At 40.1% G+C, this 16,289-nt stretch carries 19 protein-coding genes; 7 read left to right on the top strand and 12 right to left on the bottom strand.

Translation table 11 applies throughout. The annotated features are described in order from the left end of the window. Positions 1 to 62 precede the first annotated feature (62 nt). From BLR86_RS13290 to BLR86_RS13250, 9 genes are all read right to left on the bottom strand, one after another. Complete coding sequence (locus tag BLR86_RS13290) at positions 63 to 1,331, bottom strand: flagellin N-terminal helical domain-containing protein (protein WP_090762162.1); 1,269 nt, start codon at positions 1,329 to 1,331, stop codon at positions 63 to 65. Between the two features lie 97 nt (positions 1,332 to 1,428). Further along, the gene (locus BLR86_RS13285; protein ID WP_090762160.1) at positions 1,429 to 1,920 is read right to left on the bottom strand and encodes a PilZ domain-containing protein; all 492 of its coding nucleotides are present in this window, start codon (positions 1,918 to 1,920) and stop codon (positions 1,429 to 1,431) included. Positions 1,921 to 1,996: 76 nt separating this feature from the next. Further along, entirely contained in the window at positions 1,997 to 2,875 is an 879-nt protein-coding gene (gene flgL / locus BLR86_RS13280) for a flagellar hook-associated protein FlgL (RefSeq protein WP_090762158.1), read from the bottom strand. A gap of 34 nt (positions 2,876 to 2,909) precedes the next feature. Continuing rightward, the gene (gene flgK, locus BLR86_RS13275; RefSeq protein WP_090762156.1) at positions 2,910 to 4,376 is read right to left on the bottom strand and encodes a flagellar hook-associated protein FlgK; all 1,467 of its coding nucleotides are present in this window, start codon (positions 4,374 to 4,376) and stop codon (positions 2,910 to 2,912) included. A 12-nt stretch (positions 4,377 to 4,388) separates the two neighbouring features. Further along, a complete protein-coding gene (locus tag BLR86_RS13270; protein ID WP_090762154.1) occupies positions 4,389 to 4,859 on the bottom strand; it encodes a flagellar protein FlgN in 471 nt (156 codons plus the stop codon). Beyond that, a complete protein-coding gene (gene flgM, locus BLR86_RS13265) occupies positions 4,852 to 5,118 on the bottom strand; it encodes a flagellar biosynthesis anti-sigma factor FlgM (RefSeq protein WP_090762152.1) in 267 nt (88 codons plus the stop codon). The genes BLR86_RS13270 and flgM overlap by 8 nt, the downstream gene beginning before the upstream one ends. 135 nt (positions 5,119 to 5,253) lie before the next feature. Further along, positions 5,254 to 6,030 carry a flagellar hook-basal body protein gene (locus BLR86_RS13260; protein WP_090762150.1) on the bottom strand — a complete coding sequence of 259 codons (777 nt, stop codon included), beginning with the start codon at positions 6,028 to 6,030 and terminating at the stop codon, positions 5,254 to 5,256. A 5-nt stretch (positions 6,031 to 6,035) separates the two neighbouring features. Next, the gene (locus tag BLR86_RS13255; protein WP_090762148.1) at positions 6,036 to 6,878 is read right to left on the bottom strand and encodes a flagellar hook-basal body protein; all 843 of its coding nucleotides are present in this window, start codon (positions 6,876 to 6,878) and stop codon (positions 6,036 to 6,038) included. A gap of 14 nt (positions 6,879 to 6,892) precedes the next feature. After that, on the bottom strand, positions 6,893 to 7,330 hold the full coding sequence (locus tag BLR86_RS13250) for a YaaR family protein (RefSeq protein ID WP_175492884.1): 438 nt from the start codon (positions 7,328 to 7,330) through the stop codon (positions 6,893 to 6,895). Positions 7,331 to 7,418: 88 nt separating this feature from the next. Here BLR86_RS13250 and motA point away from each other — a divergent pair, with 88 nt between their 5' ends. From motA to BLR86_RS13225, 6 genes are all read left to right on the top strand, one after another. After that, the gene (gene motA, locus BLR86_RS13245; RefSeq protein ID WP_090762144.1) at positions 7,419 to 8,222 is read left to right on the top strand and encodes a flagellar motor stator protein MotA; all 804 of its coding nucleotides are present in this window, start codon (positions 7,419 to 7,421) and stop codon (positions 8,220 to 8,222) included. Beyond that, positions 8,219 to 8,956 (top strand): OmpA family protein, encoded by a 738-nt coding sequence (locus tag BLR86_RS13240; protein WP_090762142.1) that lies wholly within the window; start codon positions 8,219 to 8,221, stop codon positions 8,954 to 8,956. Before motA ends, BLR86_RS13240 begins: the two co-directional genes overlap by 4 nt. Before the next feature lie 27 nt (positions 8,957 to 8,983). Beyond that, positions 8,984 to 9,700, top strand: a complete 717-nt coding sequence (locus BLR86_RS13235; RefSeq protein WP_254782326.1) for a C39 family peptidase — start codon at positions 8,984 to 8,986, stop codon at positions 9,698 to 9,700. A gap of 291 nt (positions 9,701 to 9,991) precedes the next feature. Beyond that, positions 9,992 to 10,117 (top strand): DUF3789 domain-containing protein, encoded by a 126-nt coding sequence (locus tag BLR86_RS25670; protein ID WP_139185612.1) that lies wholly within the window; start codon positions 9,992 to 9,994, stop codon positions 10,115 to 10,117. 227 nt (positions 10,118 to 10,344) lie between these two features. After that, a complete protein-coding gene (locus BLR86_RS13230; protein WP_090762140.1) occupies positions 10,345 to 11,274 on the top strand; it encodes an ABC transporter ATP-binding protein in 930 nt (309 codons plus the stop codon). 1 nt (position 11,275) lies between these two features. Then, positions 11,276 to 12,400: an ABC transporter permease gene (locus tag BLR86_RS13225; RefSeq protein ID WP_254782325.1), complete on the top strand. Its 1,125-nt coding sequence runs from the start codon at positions 11,276 to 11,278 to the stop codon at positions 12,398 to 12,400. A gap of 231 nt (positions 12,401 to 12,631) precedes the next feature. Here the strand turns inward: BLR86_RS13225 and BLR86_RS13220 are convergent, their stop codons facing one another. Beyond that, a complete protein-coding gene (locus tag BLR86_RS13220) occupies positions 12,632 to 13,933 on the bottom strand; it encodes an alpha-glucosidase/alpha-galactosidase (protein ID WP_090762138.1) in 1,302 nt (433 codons plus the stop codon). Between the two features lie 144 nt (positions 13,934 to 14,077). Between BLR86_RS13220 and BLR86_RS13215 the strand changes: the two genes are divergently transcribed. Beyond that, entirely contained in the window at positions 14,078 to 14,962 is an 885-nt protein-coding gene (locus BLR86_RS13215; RefSeq protein WP_254782324.1) for an AraC family transcriptional regulator, read from the top strand. A 145-nt stretch (positions 14,963 to 15,107) separates the two neighbouring features. Here the strand turns inward: BLR86_RS13215 and BLR86_RS13210 are convergent, their stop codons facing one another. Both BLR86_RS13210 and BLR86_RS13205 read right to left on the bottom strand, forming a co-directional pair. Continuing rightward, the gene (locus BLR86_RS13210; protein ID WP_090762134.1) at positions 15,108 to 15,368 is read right to left on the bottom strand and encodes a hypothetical protein; all 261 of its coding nucleotides are present in this window, start codon (positions 15,366 to 15,368) and stop codon (positions 15,108 to 15,110) included. Between the two features lie 185 nt (positions 15,369 to 15,553). Continuing rightward, positions 15,554 to 16,180, bottom strand: a complete 627-nt coding sequence (locus tag BLR86_RS13205; protein ID WP_090762132.1) for a metal-dependent hydrolase — start codon at positions 16,178 to 16,180, stop codon at positions 15,554 to 15,556. Between the last annotated feature and the right edge of the window lie 109 nt (positions 16,181 to 16,289).

The following is a 16,289-nucleotide window of genomic DNA, read 5'->3' as shown; positions in this document are numbered from 1 at the left end:
CCTTTTTTATAAAATAGTTTTAAAAAAGAGATTTAAGTTCCCTTAAATCTCTTTTTTAGATATTAACGAAGTAATTGAAGTACTGCTTGTGGCTGTTGATTTGCTTGAGCAAGCATTGCTTGAGCTGCTTGAGAAAGAATATTATTCTTTGTGAATGTCATCATTTCTTTCGCCATATCAACATCACGAATACGAGATTCTGCAGATGTTAAGTTTTCAGCCGTTGTGCTTAAGCTGTTGTTTGTAAATTCAAGTCGGTTTTGCACCGCACCCATTTTAGAACGCTCAGCAGCAACCGTTTCAATCGCTGTGTTTATAGCTGTGATCGATTTATTAGCTGCAGCTTGTGTTGAAACGTCTGCACCACCAACTTTAAGTTCATCCTTATCCGTTAATGCTACAGTTGCTGAAAATACTGTCGAACCGTCAGCTCCCTTGAATGCAATACCATCTGTTGTACGTGCTACTACTTCACCATGTGTATCTAAAAGAACATTATCATTTGCATCAAATTTATAAGAACCAGCTTCAAGACCGCTATTATCGAATTGTGCAGTTGCTTTCACATTTGTTCCATCGTAGCTTAACGTACCAGATTTAACCGCTTGGCTGAATGTAAATGTATCATCACCAGCTGTACCATCAAACGCTTTCGTAGTAAAAGTTAAACCATCTGCACTATCTGCTACCACTTTTCCATTCTCGTCTTTCACTTCAAAAGTACCTGCATTATCGGATACACTGTAAGTTCCAGCCTTTAATGTATCACCTGTTGTTGTAGCCCCAGCAGTAACGGTACTAGATTGCTCAATTCCAACTTTACCCGCAACACCTAAACTAAATGATTGTGAATCCCCAATCTTAAGGCTCATATTCTGGTCTTGGTTAGCACCAATTTGGAATGTACCGTCAAATGAACCGTTTAAAAGTTTCTTACCATTAAACTCTGCAGAAGAACCGATACGGCTTACTTCTTCAGCTAATGTGTCAATCTCGGATTGAAGTTTTACACGGTCAGAAGATGTGTTTGTATCGTTGGCAGATTGTACCGATAGTTCACGCATACGTTGTAAAATTGAATGTGTTTCATTTAAAGCACCTTCAGCCGTTTGTAGTAAGGAAACACCGTTTTGTGCGTTCTTTTGTGCTGCTTCCAATCCGCGGATTTGTCCACGCATTTTTTCAGAGATTGCTAGACCAGCTGCGTCATCACTTGCACGGTTAATACGAAGACCGGAAGACAATCTTTCCATGTTTTTTGCTGCTGCATTTGATCCAACTGTTAACTGACGATGTGTGTTTAGTGCTGCTACGTTTGTGTTAATTCTCATTTTATGTACCCTCCTATAGTTGAGGAATATTTTCCCTCTCTATTCTTATATATCGACATGAATTTAGAGGAAGTAGAGGGGATAATAGAAAAACTTTTTATTTTATTGCAATTTTTCTTCGCTGGTTTTCCATTGCAAAGATTTCTTTCACCAATCGCTTTTCATCACTACTAGATAGATTTAAAAATTGAATGCCATAAAAAAAACTACTTCTATTGATTCTTTCGATTTTTCGAACGATTCTCCCTTCTAATGAGAATTCCTCATCATTTAGGTAAAAATGAACCCTAACGTATACCTGTTGCTTTAAAGAAAAATCATAATAGGAGATGATTCCTGCTCCACCTGCACTTATATCCTCGATCTCACAATAATCATTTTGATTCACATCGATACTTCCAACTTTGAGAACTTCCATAATTGAATTTTTGATCATCACGCGTAGTCTGAAATTGTCTCTTTGATTGGTCTGTTTCTCTTCTTTATTTAGCTTTTTTTGTTTCTTCCATTCTTTTCGTCTAGCTAAATATAGAATAGAAGAAACGATGATCACAGCAGCTACTATTAGTAAAATCAAATACGCTTCCATACTTCCTCCTCATTTTATGATGAAATAAGACATCCCCATCTCAAAAGGGAAGATGGGGAAATCCGAAAACTATTTTTTATCGTAAAAAGTCAGCTAAACTTAACTGCATGATTTTACCACCAGCGGTTAGCGCAGCTTTTAAAGCTGTTTCTTGCAAGGTCAATTCAGTAAAGGCTTTAGTAATATCCGTATCCTCAGTATTTGACAGCATCTTTTTATTTAAAAATTGGGCTTGATCCAATTTATTGGCCGCCAGTTCCAGTAAATTTTGATTGGTTCCGACAATGGTCCGTTGCGTAATCAGGTTATCCATTTGTTTGTCTACCGAATTCAGTAATGAACCTGGATTTTCCCCATTTTCTAAGGTTTGAGCAAGATTCTCCATTGTTTTAAATAAGTTTTCCCCGTCAACTTCAAATCCAAATACGGAAGAAGCATGAACTTTTCCATTTACATTGATTCCTTGGCCGATCGTCCATTCTTTTCCGTTGTCACTCGTCTGCTGTAACGTATCATATTGATACGGCTGAGTATTCAGATCTGTTCCCGAAAAGAGGTAACCACTGCCATACGCTGTATTCGCAATATTCCCCACCTGCTGAATCAGGGAGCGAATTTCAACTGCGATATTTTTTCGGTCGCTGCTATTTACAGTATCATTACTGGCCTCTACCGTTAGCTCGCGAACGCGATGTAGAACATCGGTGACATTCCCAAGTGCACCATCCATCGCTGTGCTCCAATCGATTCCATCTTGTGCATTTTTTTGAAATTGCTCAACATGACTAAGGGAGGAACGATAGGTTAATCCTTTTAGTGCGTCACCAGGTTGATCCGATATCTTTTCGAACTTTTTCCCAGAGGATATTTGTCCCTGAAGTTTCTCCATAGAGGTATTATTACGATTTAAATTTTGAATAAATTGCTGGCTCAGCATTTGATGTGTAACGCGCATTCTACTCCTCCTCCCTTGTCATAATCTACGTCCTTTACTTCATTCCGTTAATCAAGGTATTTAATAGATCGTTTACCGCAGACACATAACGTGCAGCAGCATTATAGGCTTGCTGGTATCGAATCATATTTGTCATTTCTTCGTCAATCGAAACTCCAGAAACAGACTGTCTACGATTGTCTACCATTTGGACCATCGCCGTGGCATTTTCACCTGATAACTGTGCTCCTAGAACGTCGGTTCCTAATTGGCCAATGACCTTTTTATAAAAATCACCAATAGTCGTGTTCGTTCCACCAATATCTATTTTTTGAAAAAACACATCACTCATCAGAGTTGCATTAGAGCCATCCCCAATATTATCAGAGGAAGCAGCCGCCACTTTAGCAGGGTAGTCAACCAAAGCTGGATTGATGATGATATTTCCAGCATCCTTCGGAGGCTGTGTCGGATCATCTTTATCGACAAAAAACAGTAATTTTTCTAATGGCGCAGTTGGATCCTCACTTCTCGCTTGAACATCATCCAAATTCCTTGCCTGATCACCCGCATGAATCGCATTCATGCTTTCTGCGATCGTCGTTGCCAAAAGATTGATACTTGTTTTTAACTCAGGAATCCTTCCAACGGTTGTACCCGTTGCATCCATATAACCAAGTGTTTCAAGTAATCCCTTGATTTCTCCGCCTTTTAATTCAACAAGATTACCAGCAATTTTAGCCCCGCCATCTTGAGGATTCACTGTAAATGTGTTGGCGGAATTCCCTTCTACCAACTTTACACCACTAATCGACACATCGACCTTTCCATTTACGGTTGGGGTAACTTCGATGTTAGCGATTTTAGAAAGGTTATCAAGCAGTAAATCGCGGCGATCAAGCAAATCATTGGGTTGTTTCCCAGCACCAATATTTTGTGCAATTTGTTGATTTAAAGTAGCAATTTCATTTGCCGCTGCATTCACTTCATTCGCTTTTACTTGTAGCTGATCTGTCAGACTTTTTTCGTAATCTGCTATACCCGAAAAGATTTGATTTAAGTTACTGGCTACCTCTTTTCCATTCGCTACGACAACTACTCTTGCAGATATACTTTCAGGTTGTTTTGAAAGCTCCTGCAGACCTTGCCAAAAACGATTGAGGGAGCTGCTTAAGCCCGAATCTGAAAGTTCGTTAAAAACATCTTCAAGCTGAGAGAGAGAATTTGCTTTTGCTTCCCAATATCCAGCTTTTTGCTGTTCGTTCTGAAATTGGTTATCTAAATAACTCTCGCGAATCCTCCGAAACTCCGAAACCTCCACACCCGTTCCCATTTGCATCGGGAGCGTTCCATTATTGGGATTTGGTGAGGCCAGTGGTCGGGTAGCCTGCAGTACAGCTTCTTGCCGCGTGTACCCCTTCGTGTTTGCGTTGGCGATGTTATGTCCTGTTGTACTAAGTGCAGTTTGTTGGGATAAAATTGCTCTTTTTCCGATTTCTAATCCATGAAAGGTTGAGTACATCTTTTTTCTCCCCTATGCTTTTAAATCAAACAAACGAGCATATTCTCTTGAATCCTGTGCTTCCGCTTCTGAACTATAAAGACCCGAATCCTTTGATTGTGGTATCATTTGCTCGATCATAAACTGTGTATAGGTTAACGACTGCTGAATCAATTGCTGATTATGTTTGTTTACATGATCAATTTCTTCAAATAAACGCTGAAGTAATTTCACTTTCGACGTCCACTCCGCTTTTGTCACTCCGTCAGGCTGTTGTTCAATTAACTTCGAAAGGGGAAGATAGGGTTTGTCGTGTTCTAATACTTCCATCCTCAGCTCATCTGCTTCTTTGATTTTTTTGATGAGCTTAGATTCATCCGCCATGACAGCAAGCAACGGATTGATTTCTGCAGAAATTAAGATGTCCTGCTTTTTCTTTGCGGTCTCTAATAATGTGATATGCAGGTCGGTTAACATCTGCAAAACTTCTGTGAGGCTATTCATCGATTTTCGCACCTGACTTCCAAGCTGAGAGTAATTTTTCCGCTAACTTTTCACTGTCTACTTTGTAAGTGCCATTGGCAATTTGACTTTTCAACTGCTCTATTTTTGCATCTTTTTCTTTTTGAATTTGCAGTTGAGCTTCGCTTGATAGCTCTACCTTATCCGTTTGAGGCTGTTTCGTTGCTTCAGACCGGTTCGGTTGTTGTTTTTGATAGGCTTGATAAACAGTATCGATTCGATTTATCGGATTAATTTTCATAACGTCCGCTCCTTTTAACTCTATCCATACTTTTTGTATCGGCAGTTTATTGCTGAATGTTTAGAGTAATTCTCATTTTTTCACAAAAAAGAAACGGCCGCCTGAACAGCCGCCGCTAAATTGGTATACATTCCACTATGTCCTCATAATTCCATTCGCGATTCCCATCATTTGATCTGCATAACTAAGCGCCCGGGCATTTGCTTGATAGCCCCTTTGTGCTTTGATCATATCGGTCATTTCCTGATTTAAATCCACATTCGAAGATTCTAAAAAGCCTTGTTTGATTTGATAATTAGCATTCACAGCGGTAACAGCTCCACCTGTTAACCGGTAAACTCCGCCATCATCCTTTAACAACTGTGGATTACTGAAGTCGACCAATCCGATTTGCTGGTTTGTCCCCGTAACGGTTCCATCGGTTGCCACCACAAATCCATTGTCCGTGCTCCATTCAATGGGATTTTGATTTTGATCAAGTAGCACATCACCATGGGCGTTTACTAGCTGAAATCTTCCCCCGCCAACAGGAGATTGCTGAAAGGCTCCACCTCTCGTATACAAAATTTCCGTTGTTGTTCCTGTTGTTCGTTGTACTCGAAAAAAACCGTTTCCTTCGACCATGAAATCAAAGGGTTGATCTGTTTGCTTTGGCGCGCCTTGAGTTTCATCCAATGGTGTTGCCGCTATACGCGCTCCAAAAGTAGTTCGAATGCCTAGAGGAGACAGACGTCCCATCTCCTTTTGCTGCTCTGCTTGGTTTTGCATCGAAACGGTTAAATTTTCACTAAAAACGGCTTCTCTGCGCTTAAATCCTGTCAATTCCACATTTGAAATATTATTGGCGATGGTATCTAACTTCCCTTGGTAGGCGCGAACACCAGACGAAGCAATAAATAAAGATGTATTCATAGCTTTTATACCCTTCCAATCGTATTTAATTGTTCTAGTGTTTTATCGTACGCTTGAAGTACCTTTTGATTCGCCTCATACAACCGAATATTTGTCATCATTTCGGTAATCGTTTGAGATGTATCAACGTTTGATTGCTCGATCATTTTATGGTGCAGCTGTAAACCTGCAGGGAGAGTCTGTGCCAGCATAGCGGGTGCTGCCCCCTCTAGCTCATATAAACCATTATCTTTTTTAACTAATTGATTCGGGTCATTGACCACCATGATTCCAAGTGAAGCAACCGTTCGTGCACGTGCTGGGTCATCCGGGTTAACGATAATATCCCCATTATTTCGGATCAACACATTTCCAGAAGTCAATTCTTGGTCCGATATGGGTCTGCCATTTTTCCCTAAAACCAAATCTCCAGACGAAGTTGTCAACTGCCCATTTTGATTTACCGAGAACCTTCCATTTCGCGTGAATTGGAAACTGCCATCAGCGGTTTGCACGGCAAAAAAAGCAGCTGGTTTTATGTATTCCCCGTTTTCTAACCTAGGCGGCACCGCTTGGTCGTTTATCGCGACATCATAAGGCATGTTGCTAGTCACTAGACTCCCCTGTGAAAAAAGTGGTAACGTTTCTTGATTATAGACCCCCATGGACAGTGTACCGATCTTTGGCGTTTTTCCCGAAGGTTCTGTTTGCCGAATGCGTTCTAGTAACATTTCCGGGAAGGAACGCAGCGGACTTGAATCCTGTTTAAAACCTGGGGTTTCGACATTAGCCAAATTATTCGTTAGTGCATTTTGTCTTCTCTGTAACGCAATCATCCCGGATGTAGCGGTATCAATTCCTCGTAGCATAGTCGTGCTCCTCTCTACATGTATAAATTTACTAACAGTCCTTTAATTTCACCAATCGTCTTCAAAAGGTCAACAGAGCCAGTTTGTTTTTCCATCACCTGCTCGGAAAGTTTGATCAACTGCTGATCAATTTGTTTAATTAATTTTAGCCTTTTATCTCTACCATTGGAGTGAAATGACCGATACTCTTCAATGGAGTAACCATTTTGAACGACTTCTTTTAAAAAGTCTTGAATGCTTTGTTTATACGCCAGTAAATCTTTTACAGATTGAGAAGTGCTTAAACGAATACCGTTTTGATCCAGACCTTTGAGGAGAGTTTGCAAACGATCCTGCGTTAAATCAAATTGTGTTTCTTGATAAATCTGTTGAAAAGAAGGGGATTCTTTCCCTTTCTCCCGCACAGGAATAAAGCGATCCTGACTGATAGCTTGGCTTTGTTGGATCTTCAAGCGGATACCCCTTTCGGTCGAATTTTTCCGTTTCATGGAGAATGAAATTTTTTTAAACTAAATTAAAGATAAACCAAAGGAGAATTTTATGTCTAGTATTTTTGGAATTTTGTTGGCACTCCTCGCAGTTGGTATTGGGATGATTTTAAAAGGAGCACCACTTGCATCCTTGAACAATCCAGCGGCATACCTGATTATTTTTGGCGGAACAGCAGCTGCCGTGCTTATTGCATTTCCGTTTCGAGAAATTAAAAAATTTCCGAAATTGTTAAAAATTGCTCTGTTTGAACCTAAACTTCCTTCAAAAGCAGAACAGGTTGCTAGATTAATAGAATGTGCAGAAATGGCCAAAAAAGAAGGCTTTTTAGCTTTAGAGGAAATTGCTGAAACAACTGACGATCCTTTTTTTAAAAAGGGGCTCGAAATGATCATCGATGGCTATGATGTCGAATTTATTGAGGAAGTTTTATTTGATGAAGTCGAGGCAATTGAGCAGCGTCATAAAACAGGCGCCCTTATTTTTACTCAAGCAGGCACGTATGCTCCGACTCTTGGTGTACTCGGGGCCGTAGTTGGTCTAATTGCTGCTCTCGGTTCATTATCCGAAATAGAAAAAATCGGTCATTCGATTTCAGCTGCATTCATTGCAACCTTACTTGGGATTTTTTCCGGTTATGTACTATGGCATCCATTAGCGAACAAATTAAAGCGTCTTTCCAAACAAGAGCAAGAATTAAAGCTGATTATCATTGAAGGGCTGCTCTCCATTTATCAGGGAGTTTTACCGAGTGCCTTGGAGAAAAAGCTGACGGTCCATATCCCTCCGTCTGAACGCAAAATAGTAGAAAAGGAAATGGAACAGGATCATCATTTTGAGGAGAAATCGGCATGAGAAAACGGAAAAGAGCCTTTACCTCTGACCATGAAGATCATGTAGATGAATCTTGGCTGATTCCATATGCCGACCTATTAACGTTGTTACTAGCATTATTTATCGTCTTATATGCTGCAAGTACCGTTGACAAGGTAAAGTATCAGTCCATCATGGAATCCTTTCAATCTGAATTAACAGGGACAAAGATTGACAATCAACAAGCGGGTTTATCTCCGAACCCTTCTTCTCCACAACCGGAGGTGGGTTTGCCGGAAGTAGAAGTAAAAGGCGAAACAAATGACGAAGAACTCGATGTATTGAAGAAACAACTTGAAGGCTACATCAAAAACAACAGCCTAGAGGATATGGTCACTCTCTTAGAAACAAAAAAGGGAATTGAAGTGTCCTTAAAAGATGTGGTGTTATTTGATTCTGGAAGAGCGGATTTAAAAGAACGCTCCTATCAAACTTTAAACGGGCTCATCGGCCTGATTAATACCGTTCCCAATCCGATAAGCATTGAAGGTCATACGGACAATGTTCCGGCACACAATACCATCTATACTTCCAATTGGGAATTGTCCGCCGCTCGAGCAGCAAGCGTTCTCCACTATTTTGAGTCACAAGGGGTTCAAGCAAATCGGTTGCAATTTTCAGGGTTTGGAGAATTTCAGCCCCTTTATCCAAATGATTCGGATGAAAACCGTCAGTCAAATCGTCGGGTAACCGTGGTGATTTTACGAGGTAGTTAAAAATTCTAGGGAGTGGAGGACGCAACTGTGAAAAAGGTTGTTTTATATGGTTTTAGTGTACTAGTTTTGTGTTTTTCTATATTAGCAGACGTGGGAACAGGACGTAACGAAGAAGAAGCAGTTGCTACTCCCTTCACAAAAGTGGTGTTAGCCGAAGAAATCCAATTGGATGTACCTTTACTTAATCAAATGGAAGAACCCCGGTTATTTAACGGCTGCGAAGTAACCAGTTTGGCAATGTTACTTCACTATTGGGGAATCGATGTGACTAAAAACGAACTCGCCGCACAAATCCCAAAGGTTCCTCTTCTCTACGATGATGGGAAAAGCGGAAATCCCAATATGGGGTTTGTCGGCAATATGGAAGATGGTCCTGGGTTAGGTGTCTACCATGGACCTATTTTTTATTTGGCGAATACCAATGTCAATAATCAGTTGAAGGTTCAAAATCTATCAAACTATCCTTTTTCTGTCGTTTTGGAAAAGGTCAGTCAAGGTCTGCCTGTTTGGGTAATTACTACAACGAGCTTTTCACCAATACCAACTGTCAATACATGGTCTACTCCACAAGGGTCGGTAGAGATTTCGTTTAAAATGCATAGTGCGGTTATTACCGGCTACGACCAGGAATACATCTATCTAAATGATCCCTACGGAACGAAGAACAAAAAGGTAAACAAAGAAAAATTCATCGCATCTTGGGAACAAATGGGATCACAAGCAATCGTCATTGAACGTAAATGAGAAATTTATTAAAAGGCTGTGTTAAAGGGTAATGTTGATATTTTAACTCGTTGATTTTTGCGGAAGGCGCGAGACTCCTGCAGGAGGACGGGACAGGGGAGACCCCGCAGGCGCTTTAGCGCCGAGGAGGCTTCCCGAACCGCCTGCGGAAAGCGAAGCGCCTGGAGCACAAATCAACAGCCAAGTTTAATACGGCTTTTAAAAAAGATTAAACTTTAAAAATAAAGTTACCGATACCTTATTACAATCAAATAAAAAACATGAATCGTACGAATGAAAATGGGGGGAAATATGTTAACGTTCATAGCAGGTGTAGTTACAGGATCTTTTTCCATGCTATTCATCATGAGCCTAATGTCAATCGGCAAAAACGCCGATCACCATATGGAAATGTCACTTCAAAAAGAACATCAATAGAACAATGCACTGTCCGCCTCAGGTGGACACTGTCCACGAGCGGTGCCTGTCACCCAAAAATTGTCACCCAAAAATGTCACCCAAAAATGTCACCCAAAAAAGGAAGGGACCTCCCTTCCTTTTTTTGCCTATTTACTTTTATACAAAGTTCGAATGAATTCTTCCTATTGAACATATACAGGAAAGGGAGCCTGTAGCACTCATGGTAAATGGGAGGAGGAAAATAAATGAACGTTTTAGAAGTAAAGAATTTACAAAAATCATTCGGTGCGATCCGTGCGGTTCAGGACATTAGTTTTTCTGTAGAAGCCGGAGAAGTATTTACTATCATTGGACCAAATGGAGCAGGAAAAACCACCACATTGGAAATGATTGAGGGCTTGGTTACACCGGACCAGGGAGAAATCCATTTCGGTGACATGAATTGGGGACATCATGCGGTAGCGATTAAGATGAAAATCGGAGTACAGCCACAATCGAGTGCTATGTTTGACTTATTAACCCCTGAAGAAAATTTAGAGCTTTTTGCTACCTTTTACGAAAAAGCTCGACCAACAGAAGAAATTCTAAAACTAATAAATCTAACTGAACATCGGAAAAACCAAGTAAAAAAACTATCTGGCGGCCAGCGTCAGCGGCTTGCGATAGGACTTGCGATGATTAGCGACCCCGATATTATTTTTCTCGATGAACCAACAACTGGCCTTGACCCCCAGGCTCGCCGAAATATATGGGACATTATCCTTGAATTGAAGAAGTTAGGTAAAACCACTATCCTGACTACACATTATATGGAAGAGGCAGAAAAACTAAGTGATCGCGTTTGTATTGTTGATCAAGGCAGCATTGTGGCGATCGATACACCATCTGCACTCATTGAAAAATTGACCAAAGAACGGGAAGTGCGCTTATCGTTTCTTGATGGCGAGGAAGCGGCAGCTGCGGCGGATGTTTTTGCAAGTAATTTCGAGTCTGTTTCCCGTACCGAGCGGGAAGGTACAACGTTAAAGCTTTGGACCATCAAGCCGGAAGATACACTCTTGGATTTGTTTAAATTCACAAAGGAAAAGGAGTATCAGGTCGAGCAGGTCTCGATCCGCGAAATGAGTCTGGAGGATGTTTTTATTGCTTTTACAGGGAAGGAATGGAGGGATTAGCTTGAATAAGTCAAAACAGTTCAAAAAAATGTTCATGGCGCAATTAAAACTGACCCTTCGTGAAAAACAAGCATGGTTTTGGGGGATATTTTTCCCTGTCATCTTAATGGTCATTTTCATGGTGATCTTTAGCGGCAGCTCAGATGATGAATTCCAAGCTGAAATTGCAATTGTCGCCGCGGAAAATCCGAATCCGACCTCTGACATGCTGCTAGCACAAATCACTCAACTTTCTATCTTGGATGTCAAATCAGGTAAACCCGTTAGCCGAGAAACAGCCGAACAATGGGTGACAGACAAAGAAGTGGATGCAGCGATCATCTTACCTGGATCTGCTGAAGACACTACATTCGGATTAGTCATCAACAAAGAAGACGAACGAGGAGTCACCACGCAAGCACTATCAGCCATTCTAGATAAGATTGTTCAGCAGGCAAACTTAGCTGCGGTCGGGGCAGCACCTACCTTTAATATTGAACTCGAATCAATTACAAGCGGAAGTAACGAATTAGATTATACAGATTTTCTGTTAACTGGGATGATTGCTTTATCCATTGCTCAAGGTGGATTGTTCGGAATGGTTGATTTAGTGGAAATGCGCCGCAAGGGATTGCTCAAGCGACTGCGAATGACACCTGCCAATATGAGCATCTTTGGTCTAAGTGATATGGTCATGCGCCTGTTATTCAGTGTCATTCAGATTTTACTTTTATCACTCATTGGGGTGTTTATCTTTGGTGCCAATCTCTACATTAATATATTTAGCCTGCTGATTGTCTTTTTAATTGGCGCTCTATCCTTTAATGCCCTAGGGTACTTCATTTCTTCCTTTAGTTATACGCAAAATGCTTATATGGGAGTTGCAAATATTGTCAGCTTCCTCATGATGTTTTTAAGCGGAGTATTCTTTCCGGTTGAAACGATGCCGGATTGGCTCCAGCCAGTGTCCAATCTATTGCCGCTCACGTATTTTGCTGAAGGCTTGAGAGACAGCATGGTGTATGAAACGGGTGTGTTTTCAAGTTCACTTTGGTTTGGAATTGGAATCATGGTCATTTGGGGTATTGTTGCCTTTTTGATTGGGTCTTGGTTGTATAAAAGAAAATCGATTGTTGCTACTAGGTAATCGATTGAAAAGAAAAGGCAAGCGCCCTGGACAGTAATCTAAGTTCAAAAACTTATACTTTCTTTTCTTACAAAAAAGGAAGGGGAATCCCCTTCCTTTTTGAAAAAACTATGAATAAAACAGTCAAAGCTACTAATTATTGATATTTGTCTAACTTTATTGGGTCAGATCAAGATATGTGATACGTTTTTCCTTCATTCCAACTTATCAATTTGGTTGAACTATTTTCTATTAACTAAACACTGGCAGCCAATCTCCATGTGCTTCTATTAAGTCATCACACAATGAAACAATATCATCTAATGATAATTCCGCTGCTGTATGTGGATCCAACATGGCTGCCTGGTAAATATGCTCTTTTTTCCTCGTAACCGCAGCTTCGATGGTCAATAGCTGGGTATTGATATTGGTTCGGTTTAATGCAGCAAGCTGTTCAGGAAGCTCACCCATATAGCATGGTGTTATTCCGCTGCGGTCTGAAACACACGGGACCTCTACCACTGCCTTCCGAGGAAGATTACTAATTAAGCCGCCCGTATTCAAGACATTGCCGCCGAACTTAAATGGAATATTGCTCTCCATGGATTCAATAATTCTTGAACCATATTCACTTGAACGGTCATGAGAAAGATTTGAATTCCTTGTTAGTTCTTCACGCATTCCATCCCAGCCGCGAATTTGATTTTCACAGCGTCTCGGATATTCATCAAGCGGGATATTGAACTTTTCAATTAAATCCGGATATTGACGTTTAATGAAATAAGGATGATATTCCGCATTATGTTCTGAAGATTCAGTCACATAAAACCCGAATTTGTCCATTAACTCAAACCGGACCTTGTCATGATGCTTAGACATCTGCTTCTGCTTAGCCCGTAGTTTAATTTCAGGATACAAATCTTTTCCATCCTTTTTCACTTCAAGTAGCCAAGCCATATGGTTAATACCAGCTATTTTCTCTGAAATGCCTTCATGCTCCATTCCCAATGATTCGAATAGCACCTTTGTACAGACTTGGACACTATGGCATAATCCAACTGTTTTCACGTTTGTATAGCGAAGCATCGCACCAGTTAAAGAAGCCATCGGATTCGTATAATTTATGAACAAAGCATCCGGGCAAACTTCCTCGATATCCTTTGCAAAGTCAAACAAAACAGGTATGGTGCGTAATGCGCGAAAAATCCCGCCGATTCCAATCGTATCCGCAATCGTCTGGCGGAGTCCATATTTTTTCGGTATTTCAAAATCAATGACTGTACTTGGTTTATAGCCGCCAACTTGAATGGCATTTATCACATATTTAGCTCCTCGTAATGCTTCCTTTCTGTCCAAATAGGCTTTAATATGAATACTTTTGTTATAACGATTTCTCAAATTCGCAAGCATGGCCTCCGATTCTTTTAAGCGTTTCTCGTCAATATCAAATAAAGCGAACTCAAACCCATCAAGGGCTGGTACCATCAGGCAGTCCCCAAGGACATTTTTTGCAAAAACCGTACTTCCTGCGCCTATAAACGTGATTTTTGACATGATTATTACCCTCCTGAAAAAAAAATTGTCATAAATCGTTTTGACTATTCGACCATTTAAAATAAAGAAAAACCTGCTATACTCATATTATAACGCTTACATTTTTCCTACAATGGTAATAACTTGCGAATGGAGGGTAAAATATTGTCTAGTGAAAAATATGGTAATTATGGGTTCTGTTTTCAGGATATGCCCGATAATAATGTAGCAAATATTTTTTCGATGGGATTGGAGCTTCAAACTTCTATAGATTATCATTGGGATGGGATGATAAGAAAGGATATTCAAGGGGTAGAAAAATATGTTTTTCAATATACTCTCTCCGGTCAAGGTGCAATTACCTTCAAGGATAAGCTGTATTCATTACATCAGGGTGATGCATTTTTCGTCCAGTTACCTAGTCAGCATTGCTACTTTCTTCCCGAAAGCAGTGAAAGCTGGGAATTTATTTATATTACATTAATAGGAAGTGCCGCCACTTCCTGCTGGAACTTTATTCATGATCATGCCGGCGGGACTGTAAATATTCCTCCCGAAGCAAATCTCATTCAGCTATTGCACAGCCTCCTGCAAGAAACAAAAGAACAAAAAATAATCGATGCTTATCTTTCATCGGCTAGAGCCTACGAATTTATCATGGAATGCTATCGTTTCACGAAAAACCTGAATACTACCAATCAAGAATTGCCTGAACCCATTTCGCAGGTAATTACCTTTATTCAACAACAATATGGGGAATACATTTCCGTTGAAAAAATGGCGGCCATAGCTGGGCTATCAAGTTATTACTTCATTAAACAATTTCGGAAGTACACAAATACGACGCCGTCTAAATACTTAACGAGAGTCCGAATAAAGAAAGCTTCGGAAATGCTTCTTCATTCCGATTTATCGATAAAAGACATCGCCGCTAAAACAGGATATGAAAATGCAAACTATTTCAATAAAGTCTTTCGAAAAATAACTGGTTTTTCTCCAGGAGAATTTAGAGAAGGCCGAATAAGCAATCTGGATTATTTAATCATCTAGTGTGCTGTAACCAAGCATTAAATAGGTTGCTATTGATTTCCTTTTCGATGGTTTCTAATATAAAAAATAGGACAAGTGGAAATTCATTGTTGCGGCTAGGTCATGAATGTAAAAAGGAAGGGGATTCCCCTTCCTTTTTTAAAAATCATGAGAATCCAACCATTGCAACTAAAATCGCTAAACCTACTAGTAGGATGAAAGCTAAATAACCAATAATACTTAAAATGGTAACTATCCAACCGATCACCTTGCGATCTGTCTTAATTAAATAGATTCCTAAAGCAATGGCACCAAAAACGAAACCTAAAATCCCCCAAAGAACAGGGCTTTTGCCATACTTTTTGGAATCAATAGCTAAATAAATCGTAATGATAATATTTATTGCAAATCCAAAAAACCCTTCCAACCTTCTCTCCCCTAACTATGTATCCAAGTATTTTCATTAAAATTATACCAGATAATTCTACTATATCTCGGTGATTTCCCCAAAAAAAGACAATTAGGTTATAATATTCGAGGGAGATTTTTACCGGAATTTTTCTTCTCTCTCGGTCACTCTAGACAAGTTAGATGCGGTGACTAGGACCGATTCTATAATTCTATCTTTGAAACAGGTAAAAGTAGCTTAATCCCCCGTTTATTAAATGGTAGTATTTTTAGGTCGGCTATCAAATGACTGATGTATCCACCAAGGCAGCAATAGAAAACTCCCTCGATTCCGACGGATACTTCAAATTTCGAAGCAATTACCCCAAAGAATATGACGCCCAAGATGGAATGGGTATAGCTCCGGTGCGAAGACAAGGACGCGATTATGATATAAACCCCAAGCAGGATTAGCCATATTTCCGCTAAAGAGATGCCTCCCATCAGTACACCAATTCCTGTGATCGTTAACATATGCTTTTGTTTGATAAACCCCGCAACCACCATAATCCCTAAGCCAATCCCGAGGCCAAGCCATTTCTCTCTTGCACTGCCTTCATAAAAGCTATAAAAAATCATCAATATCCCAATCAACTGAGCTGCCATTTGAATCAACTTATGAGACAAGGTGATTTTTCCGCGAAGCTTTCCATCAATATCAAGATCAGGCATTAATCCCGAAACTGCTCCTAATCCGACAAACAAGGCGGTCTCTGATGGAGAGGCTTGAAACGTGTTGGCAACGATGAATCCTGTTGCAGCGCCAATTGCTGCATGTGCTGTACCATTCAATGTTGATTACACCCCTATTTCGATAGTAACTCTTCTTATCTTACATTAAAACATTTGTTCTGTTTAGAAAAAACAAAAAATCCTACTATTATCCTATCCTATTAGCCAA

Origin of the sequence: Bacillus sp. OK048 (genome assembly GCF_900103525.1) — a bacterium.
Classification (GTDB): Bacteria; Bacillota; Bacilli; order Bacillales; family Cytobacillaceae; genus Neobacillus.
Note: the sequence above shows the minus strand (reverse complement) of the source record. Positions and strands in the feature narration are given on the sequence as shown.

Excerpts from the sequence above, each read along its gene's own strand:
- BLR86_RS13290 (WP_090762162.1), bottom strand. The coding sequence starts at position 1,331 with ATGAGAATTAACACAAACGTAGCAGCACTAAACACACATCGTCAGTTA.
- BLR86_RS13285 (WP_090762160.1), bottom strand. The coding sequence starts at position 1,920 with ATGGAAGCGTATTTGATTTTACTAATAGTAGCTGCTGTGATCATCGTT.
- flgL (WP_090762158.1), bottom strand. The coding sequence starts at position 2,875 with ATGCGCGTTACACATCAAATGCTGAGCCAGCAATTTATTCAAAATTTA.
- flgK (WP_090762156.1), bottom strand. The coding sequence starts at position 4,376 with ATGTACTCAACCTTTCATGGATTAGAAATCGGAAAAAGAGCAATTTTA.
- BLR86_RS13270 (WP_090762154.1), bottom strand. The coding sequence starts at position 4,859 with ATGAATAGCCTCACAGAAGTTTTGCAGATGTTAACCGACCTGCATATC.
- flgM (WP_090762152.1), bottom strand. The coding sequence starts at position 5,118 with ATGAAAATTAATCCGATAAATCGAATCGATACTGTTTATCAAGCCTAT.
- BLR86_RS13260 (WP_090762150.1), bottom strand. The coding sequence starts at position 6,030 with ATGAATACATCTTTATTTATTGCTTCGTCTGGTGTTCGCGCCTACCAA.
- BLR86_RS13255 (WP_090762148.1), bottom strand. The coding sequence starts at position 6,878 with ATGCTACGAGGAATTGATACCGCTACATCCGGGATGATTGCGTTACAG.
- motA (WP_090762144.1), top strand. The coding sequence starts at position 7,419 with ATGTCTAGTATTTTTGGAATTTTGTTGGCACTCCTCGCAGTTGGTATT.
- BLR86_RS13240 (WP_090762142.1), top strand. The coding sequence starts at position 8,219 with ATGAGAAAACGGAAAAGAGCCTTTACCTCTGACCATGAAGATCATGTA.
- BLR86_RS25670 (WP_139185612.1), top strand. The coding sequence starts at position 9,992 with ATGTTAACGTTCATAGCAGGTGTAGTTACAGGATCTTTTTCCATGCTA.
- BLR86_RS13230 (WP_090762140.1), top strand. The coding sequence starts at position 10,345 with ATGAACGTTTTAGAAGTAAAGAATTTACAAAAATCATTCGGTGCGATC.
- BLR86_RS13220 (WP_090762138.1), bottom strand. The coding sequence starts at position 13,933 with ATGTCAAAAATCACGTTTATAGGCGCAGGAAGTACGGTTTTTGCAAAA.